The following is a 21,677-nucleotide window of genomic DNA, read 5'->3' on the forward strand; positions in this document are numbered from 1 at the left end:
CAGTGCTCACGAATGTATAATTCGCTCCGGTACTCGTCCTTCCTAGACTTCAAAGGTTTTCTATCACACTGAAATGTAAACAAAAGGAATTTCAGCTTTTTGTCATCAATCTGAGCAGCCTCGTAGGCTGCTTTTTTTGATAGAAAAAAGAAAATAAAAAATGGTTGACAATGAAACTGATAATCATTATCATTTAGTTATAGAGAGAAGCTACTCTCTGTTCCCCAACCCCTCTATCAGATCAAGATCCAAAAAACTTGGCGCTACCCCCGCCAAGTTTTTTTTGTGCTTCAATCTTTCCCTTCATGCATAGGACAGCCCAAACCCTCCATACATCTTAAGTGATGATAGTTAGACAGTAGGAGGGAAACATCATGATCAAACGTGACACGCGGCTGCTCATTGATTTGCCAAGACCAGATCACCCAGATGCAAATGGTGCCGCTGCTGTGCAAGAATTACTCGGCGGAAAATTCGGTGAAATGTCCACATTAAATAATTACATGTTTCAATCCTTTAACTTTAGAGGGAAACGAAAACTCAAACCGTTTTATGACCTCGTATCCAGTATTACAGCTGAAGAATTCGGTCATGTTGAGCTTGTGACCACAGCCATCAATCTCATGATTACAGGAACTACCCATGGAGGAGATCCAGATACGACGCCGATGAAGGCAGCTGTCGATAAACGAAATACACAGCATTTTATTCAAACAGCCCAAACAGGCTATCCGTTTGATTCAATGGCAAAACCTTGGACAGGAGAGAATGTGTTCTCAAGCGGCAACCTGATTCTTGACCTCCTTCATAATTTCTTCCTTGAATGCGGAGCACGTACGCACAAAATGCGTGTATATGAAATGACGGACCACCCTACAGCAAGAGAGATGATCGGTTATTTACTTGTCAGGGGCGGCGTGCATATTGTGGCATATGCAAAGGCACTAGAAGTCGCTACAGGAGTAGATGTAGGGAAGATGCTCCCAATCCCAAATCTCGATAATAAATACTTTGATTCAGCGAGAAAATTTGAAGACCAGAATGTTCATACAAAGCTGTATACATTTAGTGATACGGACTACAAGGATATCAATAAAATTTGGAAAGGGAGCCACCCGATTGATGGAAAACCGCTCACAGTCATTGAAGGCACCCCGCAAGGTGCACCTGTGCCAGATTATAGAGAATTACCGGAAGAGTTTGCTCCAGGCATTTCAAAAGAGGATTTTGATGAAATTGCGAAACGGCTGATGAGATCTGCTGGTTTATAAAAATCATGGTGCATGAGATTAGAAAAAAGACTCAAACTAAAAAAACAGATTCTTTTTCTTTTTTTGAATTCAAGAGGAAAAATATCATCTGAGAACACTTTATGGTATGATGCTTTGTAGGACTTGTGTATAATCAATACGGGTTCATCTTGAGTTGTTTTTTTGAAAGGAGTCTTTTTTTAGAATGTCACAATTAATGGGTATCATTACAAGGCTGCAAAGTCTTCAAGAGACAGCAGAAGCTGCAAACGAGCCGGCACAGCGTTATTTCGAAGTGAACGGTGAGAAAATCTGTAGTGTTAAGTATTTCGAAAAGAATCAAACGTTTGAATTGACTGTTTTTCAACAAGGGGATAAGCCAAACACTTTCCCATTTGACAACATTGATATGATTTCGATTGAGATTTTTGAGCTTCTACAATCCTAAGCTGAATCGTATGAAATGTTTTTTCTGAGGATTCCTTCGTTTATTGCGGCATCATACATGGATCATCATAGATGATATGTACAAATGGAAGATGATCAATCAGCGCATTTTTCGGATAAGAGACCATTAAAAAGGAGTTCCTTTCTGTGAGTGATTCTTTTTTCTACAATCTTTCTGAAGATCGTTTAGCGTTTTCTGATGTCGTCATGAGAATGAAAGACTTTATTCGAAAAGACCCTAGGTCCGCCTATGTGTTATCAATTGGTACGGATTCTCAGGTCAATCAAAATGTCACAACATTTATGACTGCAATTCATCTCCACCGGATTGGCAAAGGAGCTTGGGGCTGCCTCACACAACAAGTGATTGAAAGACCCGTGCAAAGTCTTAGAGAAAAAATTTCATTAGAGACAGCGTTTAGCCAAAAGGTATGTGCAGACATCCTTGAGGGGCCTTTAACAGAACTGATGGATTTGCTTCTTCCGTTTGCTGAGGAAGGGGCAGACCTTCGTTTTGAAGCCCATCTGGATATTGGCAAAAAAGGAAGTACAAAAGAGCTGATCCAGGAAATGACCGGAATGATCACAGCTATGGGAATTGAAGCAAAAATAAAACCCGACTCATATGCAGCATTTTGCTATGCCAATCGATACACAAAATAAATTCCGTCATTTTTCTCCAAACCTTGTCGAAACGTGCGGTTGACGATTCGATTCTAGTTCCTTATTCTAGCTGTATAGAGAGGAAGCAGACATTCAAAAGCCTGCTAATCAATATAAAAGCATATATGAAACAGGGGGCCTGATGTTGAATGAGCGTCATCGAAAATCGTTTTAATGAAGAAGAGAAAAAGCTATTATTAAACGTATTGCTGAATCAGGAATATGCTGTCGAATTACTAAGCAGTGAGATCAATGATATAGAATGTGGAACAAAAAATGTCGACGACAATACGTATAAGCAATTGATCACATTGTATGACAGAGTAAGGTTTGAGAATTAATATTGGTTTAACATTCTATTAGATACTCGGGGGCTGAGTATCTTTTTTATGCAGAAAAAATCTTTCGACAAAATTCGTTTTAGTTTATGCTTAATCGTAATGGGGAATGTATGATTGATGATTGAGAGAAAAGGGGTCGAAGAAACATGATAGAGATAGAGCCGACTCAATTGCTTGAGTCCACAGTAGCCGAGCATATGATTGATGCAGATAAAGTCGCACATGTTCAAATTGGCAATAACCTTGAGCATGCCCTATTGGTCCTAACCAAAACAGGATATACAGCCATTCCGGTATTAGACGCTTCTTATCATTTACACGGGTTAATTGGAACGAATATGATTATGGATAAAATCTTCGGTTTAGAACGAATCGAATTTGAGAAGCTCGACCAGTTGAAGGTCGAAGAGGTTATGCTGAAGGATATTCCGAGACTCAAAACGACAGATCCTGTAATAAAAGGCGTTCACGCTGTGACGAATAATGGATTTGTTTGTGTAGTAAATGAGGAGCAAGTCTTTGAAGGCATTTTTACTCGACGAGTTGTATTAAAGCGCTTAAATGAGGTCATTCATTCCGTGAAAAAATGAGCTGCAGCCCAGCTTATTTTTTTTTGCCTTCATAAGTTAAAATTTATATAATGAGCATATGAAATAAGAAAAACTTATAGAGAGAAAGGGGACGCCCATGCAGCTTCAGGAGTTACATATGCTTGTTGTGCTAAGTGAAGAATTGAATATGAGGAAGGCTTCGGAACGGCTCTTTGTCTCTCAGCCTGCATTATCGCAAAGATTGCAGACGATCGAAAAGGAATGGGGAACGAAAATCTTTTTTCGTTCACAAAAGGGGCTGACCGTGACTTCAGCAGGTGAACAGATTATCCAATTTGCAAAAGAAGTAACGGTTGAACAGGATCGAGTGAGAGAACGAATTGATGAACTTGAGGGTGACATTCACGGTACACTCAAGCTTGCGGTGGCGTCGATTATTGGACAGCACTGGCTGCCAAAGGTGTTAAAACGGTATGTCGAAAAATATCCAAATGCCAAGGTGTCACTCGTTACCGGCTGGAGCAGTGAAATGCTCAAAAGCTTGTATGAAGACCATGTGCACATAGGAATCATTCGCGGAAACCCTGATTGGAAGGGGACAAAGGAATACTTGATGACAGATCATTTATACTTAGTCGATTCCGTGATCAAGGACGTAGATGAATTAATCAAGACTGAGCGGCCATTTATCCAATTTAAAAGCGACAGCACGTATTATCAGGAAATCCAGCACTGGTGGCATCAAAAATTTAAAGTATCTCCAAAGCAGACGATTTTAGTAGACCAAATTGAAACATGTAAACAAATGGCCTACCACGGCATCGGCTACGCCATTTTGCCTTCTGTTACTCTATATGACCACGAAAAAAGTGTTTATAAAACACCGCTTGTTGATGTGAACGGAGAGCAAATCGGCCGTGACACATGGCTGCTAGGCTATGAAGCGTCTTTTCAGTTAAAACAGGTACAAGCATTTGTTGGTGTGGTTAAAGAAATGCTTGAAAATGATGCCGTGTAAGTACCTTCTTGGAATAGGGAGGTGCTTTTTTTATGAAATCATTTGACAATGAAAATCATTATCATTTAAAGTGTACATATAATAATTGAAAATGATTATCATTTAGATGAGGTGACCGATAGATGAAAGCACTAATTGCATTTGCGAGTATGTCTGGAAATACGGAAGATATGGCAGCGATCTTAAAGCAAACTCTTGAAGGAAAAGGCATAGATACAGAGATGATGGAATTTGATGATACGAACGCAGAGGACCTTTCCTCATACGATTACGTATTCATTGGTTCTTATACTTGGGGTGATGGAGATTTGCCATATGAAGCAGAGGATTTTTATGAAGAGGTCTCTACTCTTGAACTTAGTCACATAAAAGCAGCTGTCTTTGGATCGGGTGATTACAGCTATCCAAAGTTTTGCGAGGCTGTCCATACATTCCATGACATGCTGAAATCAACGGGTGCATCTGTTTTTCCTGAAACATTAAAAATGGAGCTTGCACCGGATACAGATGAAGATGTGGCGTGCTGTCAGGAATTTGCTGTGAGCTTTTTAACGTGGGCCGCTTTGTCTGAGAAACGAGTTGAAAATCATGTTTCATAAAGGAGCAACAGCCGTTGCAGCATCTAAAAGTGGTGGATACTTTGTTGCTGTAAAACGTGAAGGTATTTTTCACTATAGTGTGGAGAGCGGATGGCAGCAGCTATTTAAGCTCAAGCATAAAATTCATGCGATCAGCTATATTGGCCCTTATTTATTCGGTGTTGGTGAAAATGGCACAGTGATTAGATCAGGAGATGAAGGCAATACATGGGCGTTATCTTCATTTCCAACAAACGCAGTCGTCTGGTCTATTACAGGACGTAAAGATGGGTTTGTATGTGCGCATGGAAAACATAGTATCTATGTGTCAAATGATTTCGGAATTTCCTGGGAAATTATGAAGCCATTTGCTCATGTGAATCATCCGCCGGTCATTCGTTCTTTATGTGCTGCAGGTGACCACCTTTATATTGGAACACAGATTCATGAGGTTCACGGAGGAATATGGGTGTATGACTTGCAGAGTGAACAGATTTTTCTTTTAAACAGAGAGGAGCACCGAATGACAGCTTCTATGCTGCTCTGTCATGAACATCTTCTTGTTTGTGCATTAGGTTCAAAAAAAGGCAAAAAAGGATCTGTTCAAATTTTAGATTTACATACAAATATTCTGCATGATATTCAATCACAGGCCTTTGCTAGAGAAGAATCATTTTTGGATGTATCAGAGGATAATGGCATTGTGTATGTGACCACCTCACAAGACGAACACGGATTTTCTAAAGTGTATCAGCTTGATATTGAGCAAAAAGAGCTCAAATGGTTTGATACGATCAAAGGACACGGTTTTCGTGTAGCCAATCAAAACGAAAACTTTTTCTGTGCGGGTTTATATGAAAGTAAGTTTGTCAGGCCGTATGAGGAGCCAGCGTTGATTCATTGATAAGGAGGAAGAAAAAGTGACAGAAAAGGTTTTATTGGTGTATGCCACGATGTCTGGAAATACAGAAGCGATGGCAGATTTAATTGAAAAAGGTATAACGGAAGCAGGAGCCAGCGTGGACCGGCATGAAGCGATGGATATTGATGCCGAGCTGCTTAATGATTACTCGCACATTATGTTAGGTGCGTATACATGGGGAGATGGCGATCTTCCGGATGATTTTATTGATTTATATGAAGAAATGGAAGAGCTTGATTTAACGGGAAAAGCATTTGCAGTATTCGGTTCTGGCGATACATCTTACGAACATTTTTGCGGAGCTGTTGACCTAATCGAAGAAAAAGTGAAGGAGCTTGGCGGTGACATTGTCCTCCCATCAGTTAAAATTGAGCTGAATCCAGAAGGAGAGGAAGAAGACGAATTAATTTCTTTTGGTAAACAATTTGTTCAGCTTCACCAGCAAGAAGCGGGATAATCGGTCCCGCTTGTTTTATTTTCCATTGAGGAGATGACTCTTTCACTTGTCATTAAAACACTCCTTTGGTACAGTAATGAAGTATAAATTAAGAGGAGGACATACATACATGAAACAAATGGACGCTAATGAAATTATTTCATTTATTCAAAATAGTACAAAATCAACACCTGTCAAAGTCTATATTAAAGGTGACTTAGAAGGTATTGAGTTTGGTGAACATGCAAAAACATTCATCACAGGAAACACTGGAGTTGTTTTCGGTGAGTGGAGTGAAATTCAAGATGTGCTAGCATCAAACAAAGACAAAATTGAAGATGTTGTCGTGGAAAATGACCGCCGCAACTCTGCAATTCCGATGTTAGATTTGAAAAACATTAAAGCCCGTATTGAGCCAGGGGCAATCATCCGTGACCAAGTTGAAATCGGTGATAATGCAGTCATTATGATGGGTGCTTCTATTAATATCGGTTCTGTGATCGGCGAAGGTACGATGATTGACATGAACGTGGTGCTTGGCGGCCGTGCGACAGTAGGTAAGAACTGTCATATCGGTGCTGGATCTGTTCTTGCAGGTGTTATTGAGCCGCCGTCTGCTAAACCAGTTGTGGTAGAAGATGACGTTGTCATCGGTGCGAACGCTGTTGTTCTAGAAGGCGTGACAATTGGTAAAGGTGCAGTAGTAGCTGCTGGTGCAATCGTTGTGAACGATGTAGAGCCTTACACAGTTGTAGCAGGTACACCTGCTAAGAAAATCAAAGACATCGATGAAAAAACAAAAGGTAAGACTGAAATCAAACAAGAACTGCGTCAGCTTTAATCATATAATTCGCAGCTGAAGACAAAGACGTGGATGAGATATCCACGTCTTATTCGTATAGAAGAAAGGAAGCGAGTTCACTTGTTAAATCGTGAGCAATTAATATCCATTCGAAGAGATTTACACCAAATCCCTGAGCTTGGTTTCCAAGAATTTAAAACACAAGCGTATCTTATTCAGCATTTGGACACCTATTCAAAAGATCGAGTTGAGATTGAAACATGGCGAACTGGGCTTTTTGTAAAAGTGAAAGGGACAAATCCAACGCGCGTATTTGCTTATCGTGCAGATATGGACGGCCTGTCTATACCCGAGGAAACAGGGTATCCATTTGAATCTGTGCATGAAGGGAAGATGCATGCATGTGGACATGACCTTCATATGACCATTGCACTTGGTATCATCGATCATTTCGTTCATGAACCGATTAAAGAAGACGTGTTATTTATCTTCCAGCCGGCAGAAGAAGGTCCAGGCGGTGCCGAACCAATGCTTGCAAGTGATGTTCTCAAAAAATGGACACCAGACTTTATTACAGCGCTGCATATCGCACCTGAATATCCTGTTGGAACAATTGCTACAAAGCCGGGTTTGTTATTTGCCAATACGAGTGAGCTTGTGATTGAGCTTGAAGGAAAAGGCGGACACGCTGCATATCCTCATTTAGCAAATGATATGGTTGTTGCTGCAAGTGCTCTTGTAGGTCAGCTGCAATCGGTGATTTCGCGTAATGTTGATCCCCTTGATAGTGCGGTCATTACAGTGGGCACGATTACCGGCGGAACGGCTCAAAATATTATTGCGCAGCATGCAAAGCTTGACGGTACCATTCGCACACTTTCGCCAGAGTCTATGGACAAGGTAAGAAAGCGAATTGAAGCATTGGCAAAAGGAATTGAAATTGGCTACGAATGCAAAGCAACTGTTCGTTATCCTTCGTCTTATTACGAAGTGGACAATTCAAAGGATTTGACAGAGGAATTTATGTCATATGTAGCCGAAGAAGGGCTTGCGAATGTGATTGAATGCAGGGAAGCCATGACAGGAGAAGATTTTGGCTACATGCTGAAAAAATATCCCGGCTTCATGTTTTGGTTAGGGGTCGATTCAGAATACGGCCTGCATCATGCAAAGCTCCAGCCGGATGAAAACGCGATTGAAACAGCTGTGAATGTCATGACGGCTTATTTTAAAAAGCAAGCTGGTGAATGAATAATCGAGCTGCCTCCTGTACACCTTATGAACAGGAGGTGTTCTTGATTATGACAAGAATTGGTGTAGAACAATCTTTATCCGATGTAGAAGAACTATTGAAGCAAAAAGGGTATGATGTCGTACGTATTCAAAATGAACAGCAAATGGATCAGTGTGACTGTTATGTCGTCACAGGATTAGATTCAAATGTTCTTGGCATTTCAGACACAACAACAAAGGCATCTGTTATTACAGCATCAGGTATGACGGCTGATGAAATTTGCCAAGAAGTAGAACAGCGTGTTCAATAAAACAAGAAAAAGAACCGGTAGATTATGATCCCGGTTCTTTTTGCTCTTTTTCTATATCGAGTACTTCTTTCATTTTTTTGCGCAAGATTCGTTCTACCCGCCATTGCTCCATTGTTTCGGTTTTCGCTATGATGCGCAGCACAAGAGAGGAAGAACCGAACGCCTCCACGCCGACAACTTGAGGACCTTCGATAATTTGAGGAGTTTCCTCCCGCACCTCATCACAGGCAGCTTGAAGGGCTGTGATCATCTGATCCACATTTTCATCCGGAGACAGCTCAATATCAACGAGTGCCTGCATCGTCCCTCTTGAATGATTGCTCACATTCAGTATGCTGCGATTAGGAATAAAATGAAGGGTGCCGTCAAAGCTTCGAAGCTGTGTGGTTCTTAGTCCAATTTGTTCAACAATCCCATCAAAGCCGGCGACCGTTATATATTCTCCTACATCAAATTGTTTTTCCAATAGTATAAAGAATCCGGTCACAATATCACTCACTAACCCTTGAGCGCCAAAACCGATCGCAAGTCCTACAACGCCTGCACCTGCCAGCAAAGCAGTCGGGTTATAATGAAATAAGTCGAGGATCATCACAACTAGAATAAAAATCAATAAGTAGGCGAAAATATTTAACGTCAGACTTTGAAGCGTCTGTGCTCTTGATAAAGAGACTTCATGCTTTTCAGCGAATGTGGAATAGGCTCGCTTAATCATCTTGTTTCCTATGGCTCTGATGATAAAGTAAATGGCAAAAATGGCGACTAGTTTTAGCAAAATCATACTGATATTGAGGATAATGGAAACCCAATCTACTTGTTGAAATGCTCTCATGATCTTCAAAACCTTTCTATGTATGCTCTAAAAGAGAAGCTAATCATTTGTTCCCTTATGCAAGTCATGTTAAACTTTTGATAGGTGAAGCAGGAATTGTGACAAATCGTTAATTAAATTTATTATTAATTAATATTGACTAAAAATCGCATAAGTATTATAATTGTAATTGTGAAGTTATTAACTAAATGAGAATTTTAAGTTTTGATTCTCATTTTATATACAGCTAAGAAGACTGTATAAAGATATTATTTTTTGGAGGGATTTACATATGGCAGAGCGTTTTGTAGGAAAACAAGCTCCACGTTTTGAAATGGAAGCAGTACTTGCTAACAAGGAATTTGGTAAAGTAAGTTTAGAGGAAAACATGAAGAATGACAAATGGACAGTTCTTTTCTTCTATCCAATGGATTTCACATTTGTTTGCCCAACTGAAATTACAGCAATGAGCGATCGTTATGACGAGTTCGAAGATTTAGATGCAGAAATCATCGGTGTATCTACTGATACAATCCACACGCATCTTGCTTGGATCAATACAGACCGTAAAGACAATGGTCTAGGTGAATTAAAATACCCGTTAGCTGCTGATACTAACCACACAGTGTCTAGAGAATACGGCGTTTTAATTGAAGAAGAAGGAATTGCTCTTCGCGGTTTATTCATCATTAACCCAGAAGGCGAACTTCAATACCAAACAGTATTCCACAACAATATCGGTCGTGATGTAGATGAGACATTACGTGTTCTTCAAGCATTACAAACTGGTGGACTTTGCCCAGCGAACTGGAAACCTGGTCAAAAAACACTTTAATTGATAACTGAAGAAACAGGAGGGTCTAACTGATGTTAGACCTTTTTGTTTCGACACATACAATGGATGGAGGCGCTTCATAATGAAATTACGTCAACCAATGCCAGAACTAACTGGTGCAAAAGAGTGGTTAAATGGAGAAGTAACAAAAGAAGATTTGATTGGTGACAAACCAACATTGATTCATTTCTGGTCAGTCAGCTGTCATCTTTGTAAAGAGGCAATGCCTCAAGTCAATCAATTCCGTGATGAGTACAAGGATCAACTAAACGTTGTAGCAGTTCATATGCCTCGTTCAGAAGATGACCTAGATCTAGAAAAAATCAAAGAAGTTGCGAAAGAGCATGAAATTACGCAGCCAATCTTTGTGGACAGTGATCATCACCTAACAGAAGCCTTTGAAAACGAATATGTACCTGCATATTATGTATTTGATAAAACAGGTGCTTTGCGTCACTTCCAAGCCGGCGGAAGCGGAATGAAAATGCTTGAAAAACGTGTCAATCGAGTGCTTTCTGAGTCTGAAAAGGCTGCAGAATAGGCTTTCCCCCATAAATGGGGGTTTTTTCATGGGCAAAAACAGGCGGCGTATTGCACTGGACGAGTTTATTATTCCTAAGAAAAGAGAAAATGAGGGAGTTTATTAAAAAATATCCCTGAAACAAAAAGGTATAACGACCTATTTACATTTTTGTTTTGAAATGAAATTGTAAAGATTTTAACTTTTTACTATTCAGAACGTTTTTGCACAAAAGAAATTTCAGTTAGGTAAATAACTATGTAAATCAAGTAGTATAAGCGTTTATTCAATTTTTTTACAATATTTTAAGGTTTGTCAAAAGCCTATAGTGGCAATGAAATGAGTGCCGATTTTTCCTCCTTGGCAAAATTTTAGTTGAAAATACCTATCTGTTAGCAAACTGTAAAATGATAAAAAAATAGTTGATAAAATTAGTTTTCTAATCTAATATTTACTATAGAATATTTTTTATATGATGAGGGGGAAATCCATTGTTTAATGAGAGGGAAGCGTTACGTTTACGATTGGAACAATTAAACGAGGCAGAAGTAAAGGTCATCCGTGAATATCAAATTGAGCGCGATGCGATTTATGCAAAATTAAGAGAATTAGACCGTCAAGGAACAGGTCTAGTGTCAGATACAAAAAAAGAAGTACGTACAGAAAGAAAGACAGATTCACTGCCTGTATTAGCTGAGCTTGCTGCGCAAGAAATGAGAAGCTACCAGCAGCCGGCACAACCACAATCATCATCTTTAGGAACAGGACAGCTAAACGGTGCACCTGTAGGTATTCCTGAAGGATCGACAAGACGCAGAAGAGGCACAGCTCGTCCTGGCTCAAAGGCAGCGAAGCTTCGTGAAGCTGCGATTAAAACGTTAAAACGTCATAATGCAGCGATTAAAAGCTCAGAGCTTCAAAAAGAGATCGAAAAAGAGAGCGGTCTTGAAATCCCAAATATGACAACGTTTATGCAAAGCTTAATTAAAATGTATCCTGAAGTGAAGAAGCCTTATCGCGGACAGTATATTTTAGAAGGCGACATTCAAACAGAAGACGAATAAATAAAAAAACTGCTGGGCGTCAAGCCAGCAGTTTTTTTATTCGAGAATTACTTCTTTTGATCAACTGTATAGACAATTTTGCGTTCCTTAGGCAGGTGATCACGCTGTTTTTTAAAGCCGTCGATTTTGACTGTCATGACTTCTCCATTACGCTGCACAGCATCGACTTGTTCCTGAAGTGTTTGAACTTGTTCGTTGAGTTTCTTCAAAATCGGTTCGATTTCTTCTGTCGTTTGCAGGATGTCTCGTGAGAATGGCTGTGAATTTGTTTGTGCTGACTGGTCAATATCAGCAAAATGAGATGCGATCCATTCCTCGCTTTCTGCTAACTGTTTTTGATAGCTCGTGAGCGTTTCATAAAAAATCGCTTCTTTTGCTTTTTCAATTTGCAGTAATTTCTCCTGCGTTTCATGAAAACGCTCTTGAAGGTGTCTGACGCCTTCCTGTAATACATGGAGCTCTGCGTTTTTATCGCCCAAATTTTGCTGCAGCTTTTCAATCACTGCGGATAAAGTATTTCCTTTTTTCTCCTCTTTTGCAAGTCGTTTATCTTGATCTTCTATCCGTTCATTTAATTGTTGCGAGATTTCCTTATATTTGACAACTTTCAAATGCAGCCTGTGTTTTTCTTCGGTTTCTTTTCTTCTATGATAGGTTTCCTTTTGCAGCATCTCATGGAGAAGGACCATTTTATGTAACAATTCTGTTTTGCTGTAGGAGAGATCCTGTATTTTTGAGGCAGCATCATGTTGATCATTGGTTATTTCATCCAGTTGTTGTTTTAATTGTGTGTAATCCTTTTTCATCTCATGATATTCTTGAGTTAGCTTCTTATTTTTAGAATACGTATATGAGGACTGTAAATCAGAGATCATTTGTTGATATTTGGCAGTTTCAGCTTTTAAGTATAAATTTTCTTGAGATAGATCATGGAATAGGGGAGAAGCATGGCGCCTGTTCATCGATAGACCCTCCTTATTCATGTTACCAATAAAGTATGCGAAAGGAGTGCGATTAGAACAACCATATCAAAGGGGGATGAGAGGATGCACGTAGTGAATGTGATTTTAGCTGGAGGAGCTTCCAGACGTTTTGGAGAGCCAAAGGCAAGTCATATGTATCAAGGGAAACCATTATATGAGCATGTGAAAGAGCAGCTTTTAGACGGGCAGACTGTCATCATCAGCCATCCATCGCTTCTTCCTTTTTTCAAAGCAAGAGGGGAACAAAGTGTGTGTTTAGATGATGAAGAGGTGCGCGGATGCGGACCGCTTGCCGGCATATATACAGCGATGCAAAAGCAAGAAGCAGAATGGTATTTAGTGACGGCATGTGACATGCCTTTCATACGGAAAAAAACGGCGGAAGTATTATCGTCCTATTGCAGTGAGCACGCAGATGCCATCATCCCGCTTGTTCAGGGCAGATTACAGCCTTTATTTGCACTTTATCACCGCCGCTCTCTGCCGTTTATTCGCGCGTGTTTAAAAGAGAATCAATTAGCCATTAAAGCTTTGCTTCAAAAGCTTCAGGTGCGCATCGTTTCAGAGGAAGAACTGAACGTGACATCAAACGAATTTCGTAATATCAATAAAAGAAGCGATTTACCTGAAAACGGTATGATATGATACATAAAAAAACGGTGAGGAGAGAACAGCATTGAATGACCGATATTCAAGACAAATCTTGTTCCCTCCGGTTGGGGAAAAAGGGCAGCATGCGCTGGCTGAAAGTCATGTTCTGATCGTTGGAGCCGGTGCACTTGGTACCGCTTCTGCGGAAGGGCTTGTCCGGTCTGGCATCGGTACGCTTACGATTGTCGATCGTGATTATGTGGAATTTTCAAATTTACAGCGGCAGCAGCTCTACACGGAACATGATGCAAAGGCACATGTACCAAAAGCAGCTGCGGCAAAAAAACGTCTCGAGCAGATCAATCATGAAGTGACCATACACGCTCTGATTGAAGATGCAGGGGCGGAGCTGTTAAGGCCGTTATTCCAGAGAGCAGATATCGTCATTGATGCAACAGATAATTTTGAGACAAGAATGGTGATGAATGACTTATCACTAGAAACGAAGACGCCGTGGATATATGGTGCTTGTGTGAGCAGTCAGGGGATGTATATGACCATATTACCGGATAAAACGCCATGTTTATCATGTGTGTTCACGGCAATGCCTGTTGGCGGCTTGACGTGTGATACAGCGGGGATTATTTCACCTGCTGTTCAAATGGTTTCTGCTTATCAGCAAACAGAGGCACTAAAATATTTAACAGGGCATGAAGATCAAATCGAGCGGAAATTTGTCACGTTTGATCTTTGGCAGTCCACATCATTTAAAATGGATTTATCTCGCACTAAAGAGAAGAACTGTCCAACTTGCGGCATTGCAAGAACCTATCCTTATTTACATGATCAGCGTAAAAAATCGACGGTCCTTTGCGGACGTGACACCGTTCAAATTGTTTCAAAAGATTTAGCAAAACTCTCATTTCAGCATATGAAAGAGCGGCTCTCATCTATTTGTGAGGTGGAAGTAAACGACTTCTTAATCCATGTACGCTACGAAAATTACCGGATGGTCTGTTTCAAAGGAGGACGTGCATTAATCCATGGAACAAATGATGAAAAAGAAGCCAATTCATTACTAGCAAGACTGCTAGGGATATAGGAGTGAAGTGTGATGGAAAGACGGCAGCCAATACCAGTAGAAGAGGCCATAAAGAAAGTTCACCAATACGAAAAACATGGAGAAATAGAATGGGTCCCTTTAAAGGATAGCCTTGGAAGGTTTATTGCAGAAGATATTTTGGCAGACCATGATGTTCCGGCATTTGATCGTTCTCCGTATGATGGATTTGCGCTTCGGGCAGAAGATACAAAAGAAGCGTCAAGTGCGCATCCAGTTGAATTCGAGGTCATTGATCATATTGGTGCAGGAATGGTCTCAGCAAAAACCATCGGTCCCTTTCAGGCCATCCGTATAATGACAGGGGCAAAAATTCCAAATGGAGCAAATGTCGTCATCATGATCGAGCTGACGAAGACTTTCGAAAAAGACGGCAAATCATTCATGTCACTGAAAAGACCGCTGAAAAAGGGAGACAATATTTCTCGTCAAGGAGAAGAGGTTCTCAAAGGAAACGTGATGGTCAAAAAAGGAACAGCTGTCACTTCTGGCGTCACGGCTCTTTTGGCGACATTTGGATATGCGGTAGTGCCAGTTGTCAAAAAACCGGTGATTGGCATTATTTCAACGGGCACAGAGCTTCTTCAAATAAGTGATGCCATGGTAGACGGCAAGATTAGAAATAGTAATCTGAGTATGGTCTATGCGCAGGTACTTGAGGCCGGAGCTGATCCGCTAGATTTAGGCGGAGTCTCCGATGATTTTGACAAAAGTTATCATGCAGTAAAAGCAGCCATGAGCAAGGTAGACATTCTGATTACAACAGGCGGTGTGTCTGTGGGTGATTTTGACTTTCTGCCTGCCATTTATGAAAAGCTGGGAGCCAAGGTACTGTTTAATAAAGTAGCCATGAGACCTGGAAGTGTGACGACTGTGGCTGCAATGCCGAATGGTCAATTGCTGTTTGGGCTGTCTGGAAACCCTGCTGCCTGTTTTGTGGGCTTTGAATTATTTGTGAAACCGATCATTTATAAGTGGTATATGAAAGACAATCTGTTTCCCGCTTTTGCTGAGGCGAAACTCACACATGATTTTCCAAAAGCCAATCCGTTTACTCGTTTTGTCAGGGCGGCTCTTCAATTCACTGGGAGTCAGATCAGTGTAACTCCGACAGGTCTTGATAAATCAAGTGCAGTGACCTCTATTGCAGAGGCTGACTGTTTCATCATGCTGCCTGGGGGAACAAGAGGTTTTCAAGCAGGTGATCAAGTTGATGTTCTGCTGTTTCAGCACAAAGGCGGTGGGTCTCCATGCTGGATGACAAATTAAGCATATTACAGGTGGTCGGTTTTCAAAATAGCGGCAAGACCACATTGATTGAAAAGCTCTGTCAGCTGGCCGAACGTGAAGGACTGAAGCTGGGTTGCTTTAAACACCATGGACATGGCGGGACACCAGATCGTCTTTTCAAAGAAAAAGATACTGATCGATATATTCAGGCAGGTGCCTATGCCGCAGGTGTGGAAGGAGAAGGTGAGTTTCACTTTTCGATGCAGGACTTCACGTTAGAACAGCTGCTCAACATGTGTCAGCATCTTCCGTTAGACGCTGTTCTCATAGAGGGGTACAAACAGGCGCCTTATCGCAAAATCGTTTGTGTAAAGAATGAAGAGGAGCTTATTGACCTTTCCGCTCTTTCCAATATACAAGCAGCTATTTATTTTTCTCAAGAAGATCAATTAACCGAAAATTACCCGTTTCCTGTGTTTTCAGCTTTTGATAAGCGCGGGATGACATTTGCTTTTCACTTATTGAAGGGAGGCGGCACGTTTTGAGCGAACTTTTTAAAATAACAAAAACGCCGATTGAGGTAAACGAATTGATTCAGCATGTGACAAGACGAAAGGCAGGGGCGATTACGACGTTTATTGGGACGGTCAGAGAATGGACAAACGGCAAGAAAACATTGCGTTTAACCTACGAAGCATACATACCAATGGCGGAAAGCATGCTAATGCAGATTGGACAAGAAATCAAGAATCGATGGCCTGACACTGAAGCAGCGATTGTGCACCGGATTGGAACACTTGAGATAACGGATATTGCTGTTGCGATCGCCGTTTCGTCTCCTCATAGGAAGGCTGCCTACGAAGCAAATGAATATGCCATTGAACGCATCAAGGAAATCGTTCCCATTTGGAAAAAAGAATATTGGGAAGACGGAGAGGCCTGGATAGGTGATCAGCTTGAAACGGTTTCATATCCAGAAGGTAAACCTAGCAATCTTCAACTTGCAGAGAAAGAAGGTGATCAGCATGATTAATGTATTATTGTTCGCCGGCCTTGCTGAGAAGGCCGGTAAACAACAAATCATCATTCAAAAAGATCAAACAACGGTTGATGAGATTAAAATAGAATTACAGGAGGTATATGGTGTTGATGCTGCACAAAACGTAATGGTTGCAGTCAACGAAATATATACGAGGGAAAATGCTGAAGTGCGTAGCGGGGACACTGTTGCACTCATTCCTCCTGTAAGTGGTGGATAATAGATATTAGAGGATTTGGTTATGGCCACCCGGCTGTAACCAATTTTTTATGTGTGAAAAGTTTGTAGAGGTACTTGGGTGTGATCTTCGTAAATAAAACATCCCCTTCTTGCTTTAGAAATGTGAGGATCGAGCTGCTGAATGAGATCATACAATTCGCTGATTCGTCTCACATTGAAATCTGTTTGGGCTTGAAGCTGTTCCTTTAATTCTTTTGTGCTCACAATGCTTCCCTTTTTCTCTTTGATAATATCTACACATCTTGCAGCGTAGTATATTTTGTCATTAGAAGGTCTGCTTTCTTTCATATCAAGTAATTTGAGCTCATGATAAATCGATTCTCTTTCCTTTCGAAAGTATTGCCATGCTTCTTGTTCCTTTTCATACAGTAAAATCAATTGCATTTTCAATTTTTCTCTTAACATTCACTTGACTCCATTTCCACTATCATTTAACCTACCTCTATTTTACATTATATGAAAAAATAACTTTTGATCAAGTAAAATCCCTTTATTTTTAATTTTTTAATATGAAAGTATTGATACTAAAGACTTATTTGTTCTGTAAAAGAAACCAATCATAGTCCTATAAAGCCGGGATTTGTCGAAATTACTAGGATTATTTTAACAAAAAATTGTTGTGTCTATCTAAGACCATGCGAATCCAAAAGAAAAGGATATTTATTCCGAAAGACATATTGTTTACTTAATAAAATGTTTTTAGGTCAGTAAAAGCACGATTCTTGGTATGAATATGGTCGGATCATGAGGTCATTTGAAGGGTTTCTTTCGTGAAAATAGAATAATAGATAAAATTTTTTCTCAACGAAAATAAGAAAATCAAATGTTCGATCACTTATTGGCAATCTTTTGATAAAATAGAAAGAAAAAGAGCGTTATTGTGCGTTTGCATACTTGCTTGACATAGAGAGGATGACATTTGATGAAAGAAAACATGGACAAACCTACAATCATTGGAGTGAGTACAAGACCATCAGAGCACCTGAAAAGAGTATGGGAAAATCCAGTTGTTTGGTGGCCTTTATCTTGTGTGCTTATTTTAACAGTCGTTGTGACTTATTTGTCTGAGCTTGTAAATAAGGGAATGTGGGCAGATTTAAGTTTGCCGGTACCTGTTGTTTATGTGGTGACGCTCATTGGTCTCGTATTTGGGATTGTCATCAATGCGGCAATATATAAGCTCATCGTTTTTTTAGCGAAAGGTGATGCATCATTTCGGCAGCTTTTTTCAGCGGTCCTGTTCATTACACCCGTTACGATCATTGGGACAATTATTTCTCATTTGGCAGTCATCCTTTTTCATGTTCCAAAAGACATCACGGTTACCTCGTTAAACGCGCTCATTCGAATTTCTGGTCCATGGCAGGCGGTGTTAGCCAATATTGATCTATTTGTGATCTGGAATCTTGTTTTAACTGGCTTTTTATTCATCCAAGTTGGGCGTATATCACCGAGAATTTCTTGGGTGATTATAGGCGTTTTTTATATCTTATCGTTAATTTTTCAATATGTAGGAACAGCAATTAACATATCAGTAAGCTGGGGGTAGAAGGTTTTTATGAGAAAGAAAATCATCATCGGATCTATTTTAATTATTGTGATTGGACTATTTATTGGATTTAATATTGCGAAAAACCAAGCAAAGCCTGCTTCTACAGCAGCGATTAAAACAGTCAAACTCACGCCAAAAGAAATCACATCTACCGTGATGACACCAGGGACACTTTCATTCTCTGAAGAGCAGTTCATCTATGAAGAAGAGGAAAAGGGGAAATTGAAGGGAATTGCTGTGAAAGAAGGGGAAAAGGTAAAGACTGGAACGCCGATTCTTACATATGAAAATAAGGAACTGGAGCTTGAGGAGCAGCAGCAAGCACTAGCCGTTGAATCAAGTACATTAAAACTGGAACAATTGCAAAATCGGCTGAGTGAATTAGATGAGAAAAAAGCAGGCGCTAATATCAAAAGCGAGCGAGATCAGCTTCAATTAGAACTGAAAGCGGCTGAATTAGAACAAAAGCAAGCAGAGATCAGCCAAGAAAAAGTAAAGGCGCAAATAGAAGATTTAACCGTACATAGTAAAATTGATGGAACAGTGATTTCCATTGAGCAAGAGGCAGGGGCAGGGGGGCCGGAAGAAAGGCAGCCGATCATCCATATTGGTCATGAGAAAAAAATGATCGTGCGGGGTTTGATCTCAGAGTATGATGCCATAAAAATCAAACAGAAACAAAAAGTGAAGGTAACGTCTGATGTCATTCGCGGGAAGAGCTGGCAAGGAGTCGTGAAAAAAGTAGGCGCTGTTCCTGTCCAGACAGCAGTCGAAACAACTTCGAGCGACCAAACGGTTCAATATCCTGTTGAGGTAGAAATAAAGGGAAAGAAACCTGAGGCGAAGCCTGGTTTTAAAATGATCATGGAAATTCAAACAGATAAGCGCCAAGCGCAAACAATTCCTGAAACAGCGGTAAAAAAAGAGACTGATGGACAATACGTTTATGTTGTTCGAAAAAATGTACTGAAAAAAGTAAAAGTGGTCATAGGGGAAACGTCAGGTCATGATCTTGAAGTGACAAAAGGTGTCAAGGCAGAGGATCAAATCATTGCTCATCCAACAGATGACATGTATGACGGAATGGAAGTGAATGCTGAATGATTCAGCTTTCCAACGTGACAAAAAGCTATGAGGTCGCACACGAAACATTTGATGTATTAAGTGATATGAATCTTGTCATTGAAAAAGGCGAGTATATGTCCATTATGGGCCCGTCCGGCTCTGGAAAATCAACATTAATGAATATTATTGGCTGTTTAGACCGCCCAACGACAGGACAATATCATTTTCAAGGTACAGAGCTGTCAGCAGCAAAGGACCAGGAGCTTGCGGTCATTCGAAATCAATCCATTGGATTTGTTTTTCAGCAATTTCATCTGCTGCCAAGGTTAAATGCGAGGCGCAATGTGGAACTGCCGATGATTTACGCTGGGATCAGTCAAAAGGAAAGAAAAGAACGTGCGGAATTGGCACTGGAAAAGGTTGGTTTGGCAGATCGAATGAAACATATGCCAAGTGAGTTGTCAGGAGGACAAAAGCAAAGGGTGGCAATTGCACGAGCGATTGTCAATAAGCCTCAGCTGATTTTAGCAGATGAACCGACTGGTGCTCTCGACTCAAAAACAAGCATCTCAATTATGGAACAGTTTACACAGCTGAATGAGGAAGGGACAACGATTGTGCTTGTCACCCATGAAGAAGAAATAGCTGCGTATACAAATCGGACTGTCGTTGTGAGAGATGGACGGCTTGTTGAAGATAGATGGATACAAGGGGACGCTATGAATGAAACTCTTTGAAAATATCAAAATAGCGCTGAATTCGGTTTTAGCTCATAAATTACGTTCTATTTTAACGATGCTTGGAATTATTATTGGTGTTGGATCAGTCATTGCAGTCGTGGCGATCGGTCAAGGCGGTGAGCAAATGTTAAAAGGATCGATTTCAGGTCCAAACAATACCATTGATATGACATATACGCCTTCTGACGAAGAATTAAATGCAAATCCAAATGCCTTATTCGAAGCATCATTTACTGAGGAAGACATAAAAAGCATTAGGACAATCAACGGGGTGAAGCAGGTCGCCTCCTCGACTGCACAAGGAATGCAGCTGAGGTTTCAAGATACGACAGTTGATGCGACAGTTAACGGTATAAATGAAGGGTATACAAATGTACATTCATTACAAATCGCAGAAGGACAGGATTTAAGAGATATTGATTTTAGAAGCGGCAGAAGAGCTGCTCTTATCTCAGATGGCTTACAAAAAGAACTATTCAACGGACAAAAGGCATTAGGCGAACTGATTTGGATGAACGGACAGCCAGTTGAAGTCATCGGTGTGTTAGCAAAACAGAAAGGGATGTTTTCATTTGATATGAATGAAATCTATGTCCCATTTGCGATGCTCACCTCCACATTTGGTATGAGTGAATATGATAAGTTGTCTATTCAAGTCGCACATGCTGATCAAATGAAGGAAGTAGGAAAGAGCGCGGCTGCCATATTAAATGAAAATCATCATACAGAAGATGCTTACGAAATGATCAATATGGAAGAAATCGCAGAAGGGATTGGTCAAATAACATCCGTTATGACAACGATCATTGGCTCAATAGCCGGGATCTCTTTACTTGTTGGCGGAATCGGTGTGATGAATATTATGCTCGTTTCTGTGACAGAGAGGACAAGAGAAATCGGTATTCGAAAGGCGATGGGAGCAACAAGGGCTCAAATCCTCGTCCAGTTTTTAATTGAGTCTGTCGTTTTAACACTCATCGGCGGGTTGATGGGGATTGCACTTGGTTTAGGCGGAGCTTCGTTAGTATCACTATTTGCCGGCTGGCCGTCTCTTGTATCTTGGCAAGTAGTATGTGGAGGCGTACTGTTTAGTATGCTCATTGGTATTGTTTTTGGGTTAATTCCTGCGAATAAAGCAGCGAGACTAGACCCTATTGAATCGCTCAGGTATGAATAAATCGAAGAGGAAAGAAGCATACAAACAGTTTACATTCGCCTTCATTACCCATCAAAAGCTTTTATGCAAATCGCATAAAAGCTTTTTTTAGTTCCATTGAATGAAATAAAAAATGATAGAAATGCTAATATCATGACTTTCATCTTATTGTCACATAT

28 protein-coding genes are annotated in these 21,677 nt (G+C 40.4%); 25 read left to right on the forward strand and 3 right to left on the reverse strand.

Annotated elements, in window-relative coordinates; translation table 11 throughout:
- The first annotated feature begins 374 nt into the window (after positions 1-374).
- From NST59_RS06855 to NST59_RS06910, 12 genes are all read left to right on the forward strand, one after another.
- Positions 375-1,271 carry a manganese catalase family protein gene (locus NST59_RS06855; protein WP_024424718.1) on the forward strand — a complete coding sequence of 299 codons (897 nt, stop codon included), beginning with the start codon at positions 375-377 and terminating at the stop codon, positions 1,269-1,271.
- Between the two features lie 184 nt (positions 1,272-1,455).
- Positions 1,456-1,698, forward strand: a complete 243-nt coding sequence (locus NST59_RS06860) for a YkuJ family protein (RefSeq protein WP_003212254.1) — start codon at positions 1,456-1,458, stop codon at positions 1,696-1,698.
- 146 nt (positions 1,699-1,844) lie between these two features.
- Entirely contained in the window at positions 1,845-2,360 is a 516-nt protein-coding gene (locus NST59_RS06865; RefSeq protein WP_039178147.1) for a ribonuclease H-like YkuK family protein, read from the forward strand.
- Positions 2,361-2,509: 149 nt separating this feature from the next.
- Positions 2,510-2,701 (forward strand): antirepressor AbbA, encoded by a 192-nt coding sequence (gene abbA, locus NST59_RS06870; protein ID WP_003210802.1) that lies wholly within the window; start codon positions 2,510-2,512, stop codon positions 2,699-2,701.
- A 146-nt stretch (positions 2,702-2,847) separates the two neighbouring features.
- Positions 2,848-3,291, forward strand: a complete 444-nt coding sequence (gene cbpB, locus NST59_RS06875; RefSeq protein ID WP_327841965.1) for a cyclic-di-AMP-binding protein CbpB — start codon at positions 2,848-2,850, stop codon at positions 3,289-3,291.
- Positions 3,292-3,388: 97 nt separating this feature from the next.
- Entirely contained in the window at positions 3,389-4,270 is an 882-nt protein-coding gene (locus tag NST59_RS06880) for a LysR family transcriptional regulator (RefSeq protein WP_024424721.1), read from the forward strand.
- Positions 4,271-4,392: 122 nt separating this feature from the next.
- A complete protein-coding gene (locus NST59_RS06885; protein ID WP_039178153.1) occupies positions 4,393-4,869 on the forward strand; it encodes a flavodoxin in 477 nt (158 codons plus the stop codon).
- Positions 4,859-5,752 carry a WD40/YVTN/BNR-like repeat-containing protein gene (locus NST59_RS06890; RefSeq protein ID WP_034281596.1) on the forward strand — a complete coding sequence of 298 codons (894 nt, stop codon included), beginning with the start codon at positions 4,859-4,861 and terminating at the stop codon, positions 5,750-5,752. Before NST59_RS06885 ends, NST59_RS06890 begins: the two co-directional genes overlap by 11 nt.
- Before the next feature lie 16 nt (positions 5,753-5,768).
- On the forward strand, positions 5,769-6,227 hold the full coding sequence (locus NST59_RS06895; RefSeq protein WP_039178158.1) for a flavodoxin: 459 nt from the start codon (positions 5,769-5,771) through the stop codon (positions 6,225-6,227).
- A 109-nt stretch (positions 6,228-6,336) separates the two neighbouring features.
- On the forward strand, positions 6,337-7,047 hold the full coding sequence (dapD, locus tag NST59_RS06900) for a 2,3,4,5-tetrahydropyridine-2,6-dicarboxylate N-acetyltransferase (RefSeq protein ID WP_060699234.1): 711 nt from the start codon (positions 6,337-6,339) through the stop codon (positions 7,045-7,047).
- A gap of 33 nt (positions 7,048-7,080) precedes the next feature.
- Positions 7,081-8,259: an N-acetyldiaminopimelate deacetylase gene (locus tag NST59_RS06905; protein WP_144490623.1), complete on the forward strand. Its 1,179-nt coding sequence runs from the start codon at positions 7,081-7,083 to the stop codon at positions 8,257-8,259.
- A 50-nt stretch (positions 8,260-8,309) separates the two neighbouring features.
- Positions 8,310-8,552, forward strand: coding sequence for a YkuS family protein (locus NST59_RS06910; RefSeq protein ID WP_024424725.1), 243 nt, complete (start codon positions 8,310-8,312; stop codon positions 8,550-8,552).
- Between the two features lie 22 nt (positions 8,553-8,574).
- Here the strand turns inward: NST59_RS06910 and NST59_RS06915 are convergent, their stop codons facing one another.
- On the reverse strand, positions 8,575-9,384 hold the full coding sequence (locus tag NST59_RS06915) for a mechanosensitive ion channel family protein (RefSeq protein WP_268456187.1): 810 nt from the start codon (positions 9,382-9,384) through the stop codon (positions 8,575-8,577).
- A 271-nt stretch (positions 9,385-9,655) separates the two neighbouring features.
- On the opposite strand from NST59_RS06915, the gene ahpA reads away from it, so the two are divergent.
- The 3 genes from ahpA (at position 9,656) to rok (ending at position 11,782) form a co-directional block, all read left to right on the forward strand.
- Positions 9,656-10,198, forward strand: coding sequence for a biofilm-specific peroxidase AhpA (gene ahpA / locus NST59_RS06920; RefSeq protein ID WP_003211758.1), 543 nt, complete (start codon positions 9,656-9,658; stop codon positions 10,196-10,198).
- A gap of 82 nt (positions 10,199-10,280) precedes the next feature.
- The gene (locus NST59_RS06925) at positions 10,281-10,739 is read left to right on the forward strand and encodes a TlpA family protein disulfide reductase (RefSeq protein ID WP_024424727.1); all 459 of its coding nucleotides are present in this window, start codon (positions 10,281-10,283) and stop codon (positions 10,737-10,739) included.
- A gap of 470 nt (positions 10,740-11,209) precedes the next feature.
- Positions 11,210-11,782: a transcriptional regulator Rok gene (gene rok / locus NST59_RS06930; RefSeq protein WP_024426871.1), complete on the forward strand. Its 573-nt coding sequence runs from the start codon at positions 11,210-11,212 to the stop codon at positions 11,780-11,782.
- A gap of 47 nt (positions 11,783-11,829) precedes the next feature.
- Here rok and NST59_RS06935 read toward each other — a convergent pair whose 3' ends face one another.
- A complete protein-coding gene (locus NST59_RS06935) occupies positions 11,830-12,744 on the reverse strand; it encodes a sigmaE regulated sporulation protein (protein ID WP_260775893.1) in 915 nt (304 codons plus the stop codon).
- A gap of 84 nt (positions 12,745-12,828) precedes the next feature.
- Here NST59_RS06935 and NST59_RS06940 point away from each other — a divergent pair, with 84 nt between their 5' ends.
- Genes NST59_RS06940 through moaD form a run of 6 tightly spaced genes read left to right on the forward strand, consistent with a single transcriptional unit; the run spans position 12,829 to position 16,965 of the window.
- Positions 12,829-13,410: a molybdenum cofactor guanylyltransferase gene (locus NST59_RS06940; RefSeq protein ID WP_126681759.1), complete on the forward strand. Its 582-nt coding sequence runs from the start codon at positions 12,829-12,831 to the stop codon at positions 13,408-13,410.
- Between the two features lie 31 nt (positions 13,411-13,441).
- Positions 13,442-14,458, forward strand: a complete 1,017-nt coding sequence (locus NST59_RS06945; RefSeq protein ID WP_126681760.1) for a thiazole biosynthesis adenylyltransferase ThiF — start codon at positions 13,442-13,444, stop codon at positions 14,456-14,458.
- Positions 14,459-14,467: 9 nt separating this feature from the next.
- Positions 14,468-15,745, forward strand: coding sequence for a molybdopterin molybdotransferase MoeA (locus NST59_RS06950; RefSeq protein WP_341040544.1), 1,278 nt, complete (start codon positions 14,468-14,470; stop codon positions 15,743-15,745).
- The gene (mobB, locus tag NST59_RS06955) at positions 15,727-16,251 is read left to right on the forward strand and encodes a molybdopterin-guanine dinucleotide biosynthesis protein B (protein WP_058837773.1); all 525 of its coding nucleotides are present in this window, start codon (positions 15,727-15,729) and stop codon (positions 16,249-16,251) included. The genes NST59_RS06950 and mobB overlap by 19 nt, the downstream gene beginning before the upstream one ends.
- Complete coding sequence (locus NST59_RS06960; protein ID WP_151284253.1) at positions 16,248-16,739, forward strand: molybdenum cofactor biosynthesis protein MoaE; 492 nt, start codon at positions 16,248-16,250, stop codon at positions 16,737-16,739. The genes mobB and NST59_RS06960 overlap by 4 nt, the downstream gene beginning before the upstream one ends.
- Positions 16,732-16,965, forward strand: coding sequence for a molybdopterin converting factor subunit 1 (gene moaD, locus NST59_RS06965; protein ID WP_039178180.1), 234 nt, complete (start codon positions 16,732-16,734; stop codon positions 16,963-16,965). The genes NST59_RS06960 and moaD overlap by 8 nt, the downstream gene beginning before the upstream one ends.
- Positions 16,966-17,012: 47 nt before the next feature.
- Here moaD and NST59_RS06970 read toward each other — a convergent pair whose 3' ends face one another.
- A complete protein-coding gene (locus NST59_RS06970) occupies positions 17,013-17,390 on the reverse strand; it encodes a Rok-like winged helix domain-containing protein (protein ID WP_034281609.1) in 378 nt (125 codons plus the stop codon).
- Positions 17,391-17,907: 517 nt separating this feature from the next.
- On the opposite strand from NST59_RS06970, the gene NST59_RS06975 reads away from it, so the two are divergent.
- The 4 genes from NST59_RS06975 to NST59_RS06990 are packed head-to-tail and all read left to right on the forward strand — an operon-like array spanning position 17,908 to position 21,519.
- Positions 17,908-18,534, forward strand: a complete 627-nt coding sequence (locus NST59_RS06975; protein WP_144490617.1) for a YIP1 family protein — start codon at positions 17,908-17,910, stop codon at positions 18,532-18,534.
- 9 nt (positions 18,535-18,543) lie between these two features.
- Entirely contained in the window at positions 18,544-19,641 is a 1,098-nt protein-coding gene (locus NST59_RS06980; RefSeq protein WP_126681763.1) for an efflux RND transporter periplasmic adaptor subunit, read from the forward strand.
- Positions 19,638-20,339 carry an ABC transporter ATP-binding protein gene (locus NST59_RS06985; RefSeq protein WP_058837769.1) on the forward strand — a complete coding sequence of 234 codons (702 nt, stop codon included), beginning with the start codon at positions 19,638-19,640 and terminating at the stop codon, positions 20,337-20,339. The genes NST59_RS06980 and NST59_RS06985 overlap by 4 nt, the downstream gene beginning before the upstream one ends.
- Positions 20,326-21,519 (forward strand): ABC transporter permease, encoded by a 1,194-nt coding sequence (locus NST59_RS06990; RefSeq protein WP_126681764.1) that lies wholly within the window; start codon positions 20,326-20,328, stop codon positions 21,517-21,519. Before NST59_RS06985 ends, NST59_RS06990 begins: the two co-directional genes overlap by 14 nt.
- Positions 21,520-21,677 lie beyond the last annotated feature (158 nt).

The sequence above is a fragment of the Bacillus sp. FSL R5-0439 genome, from assembly GCF_038008805.1.
Classification (GTDB): Bacteria; Bacillota; Bacilli; order Bacillales; family Bacillaceae; genus Bacillus; species Bacillus safensis.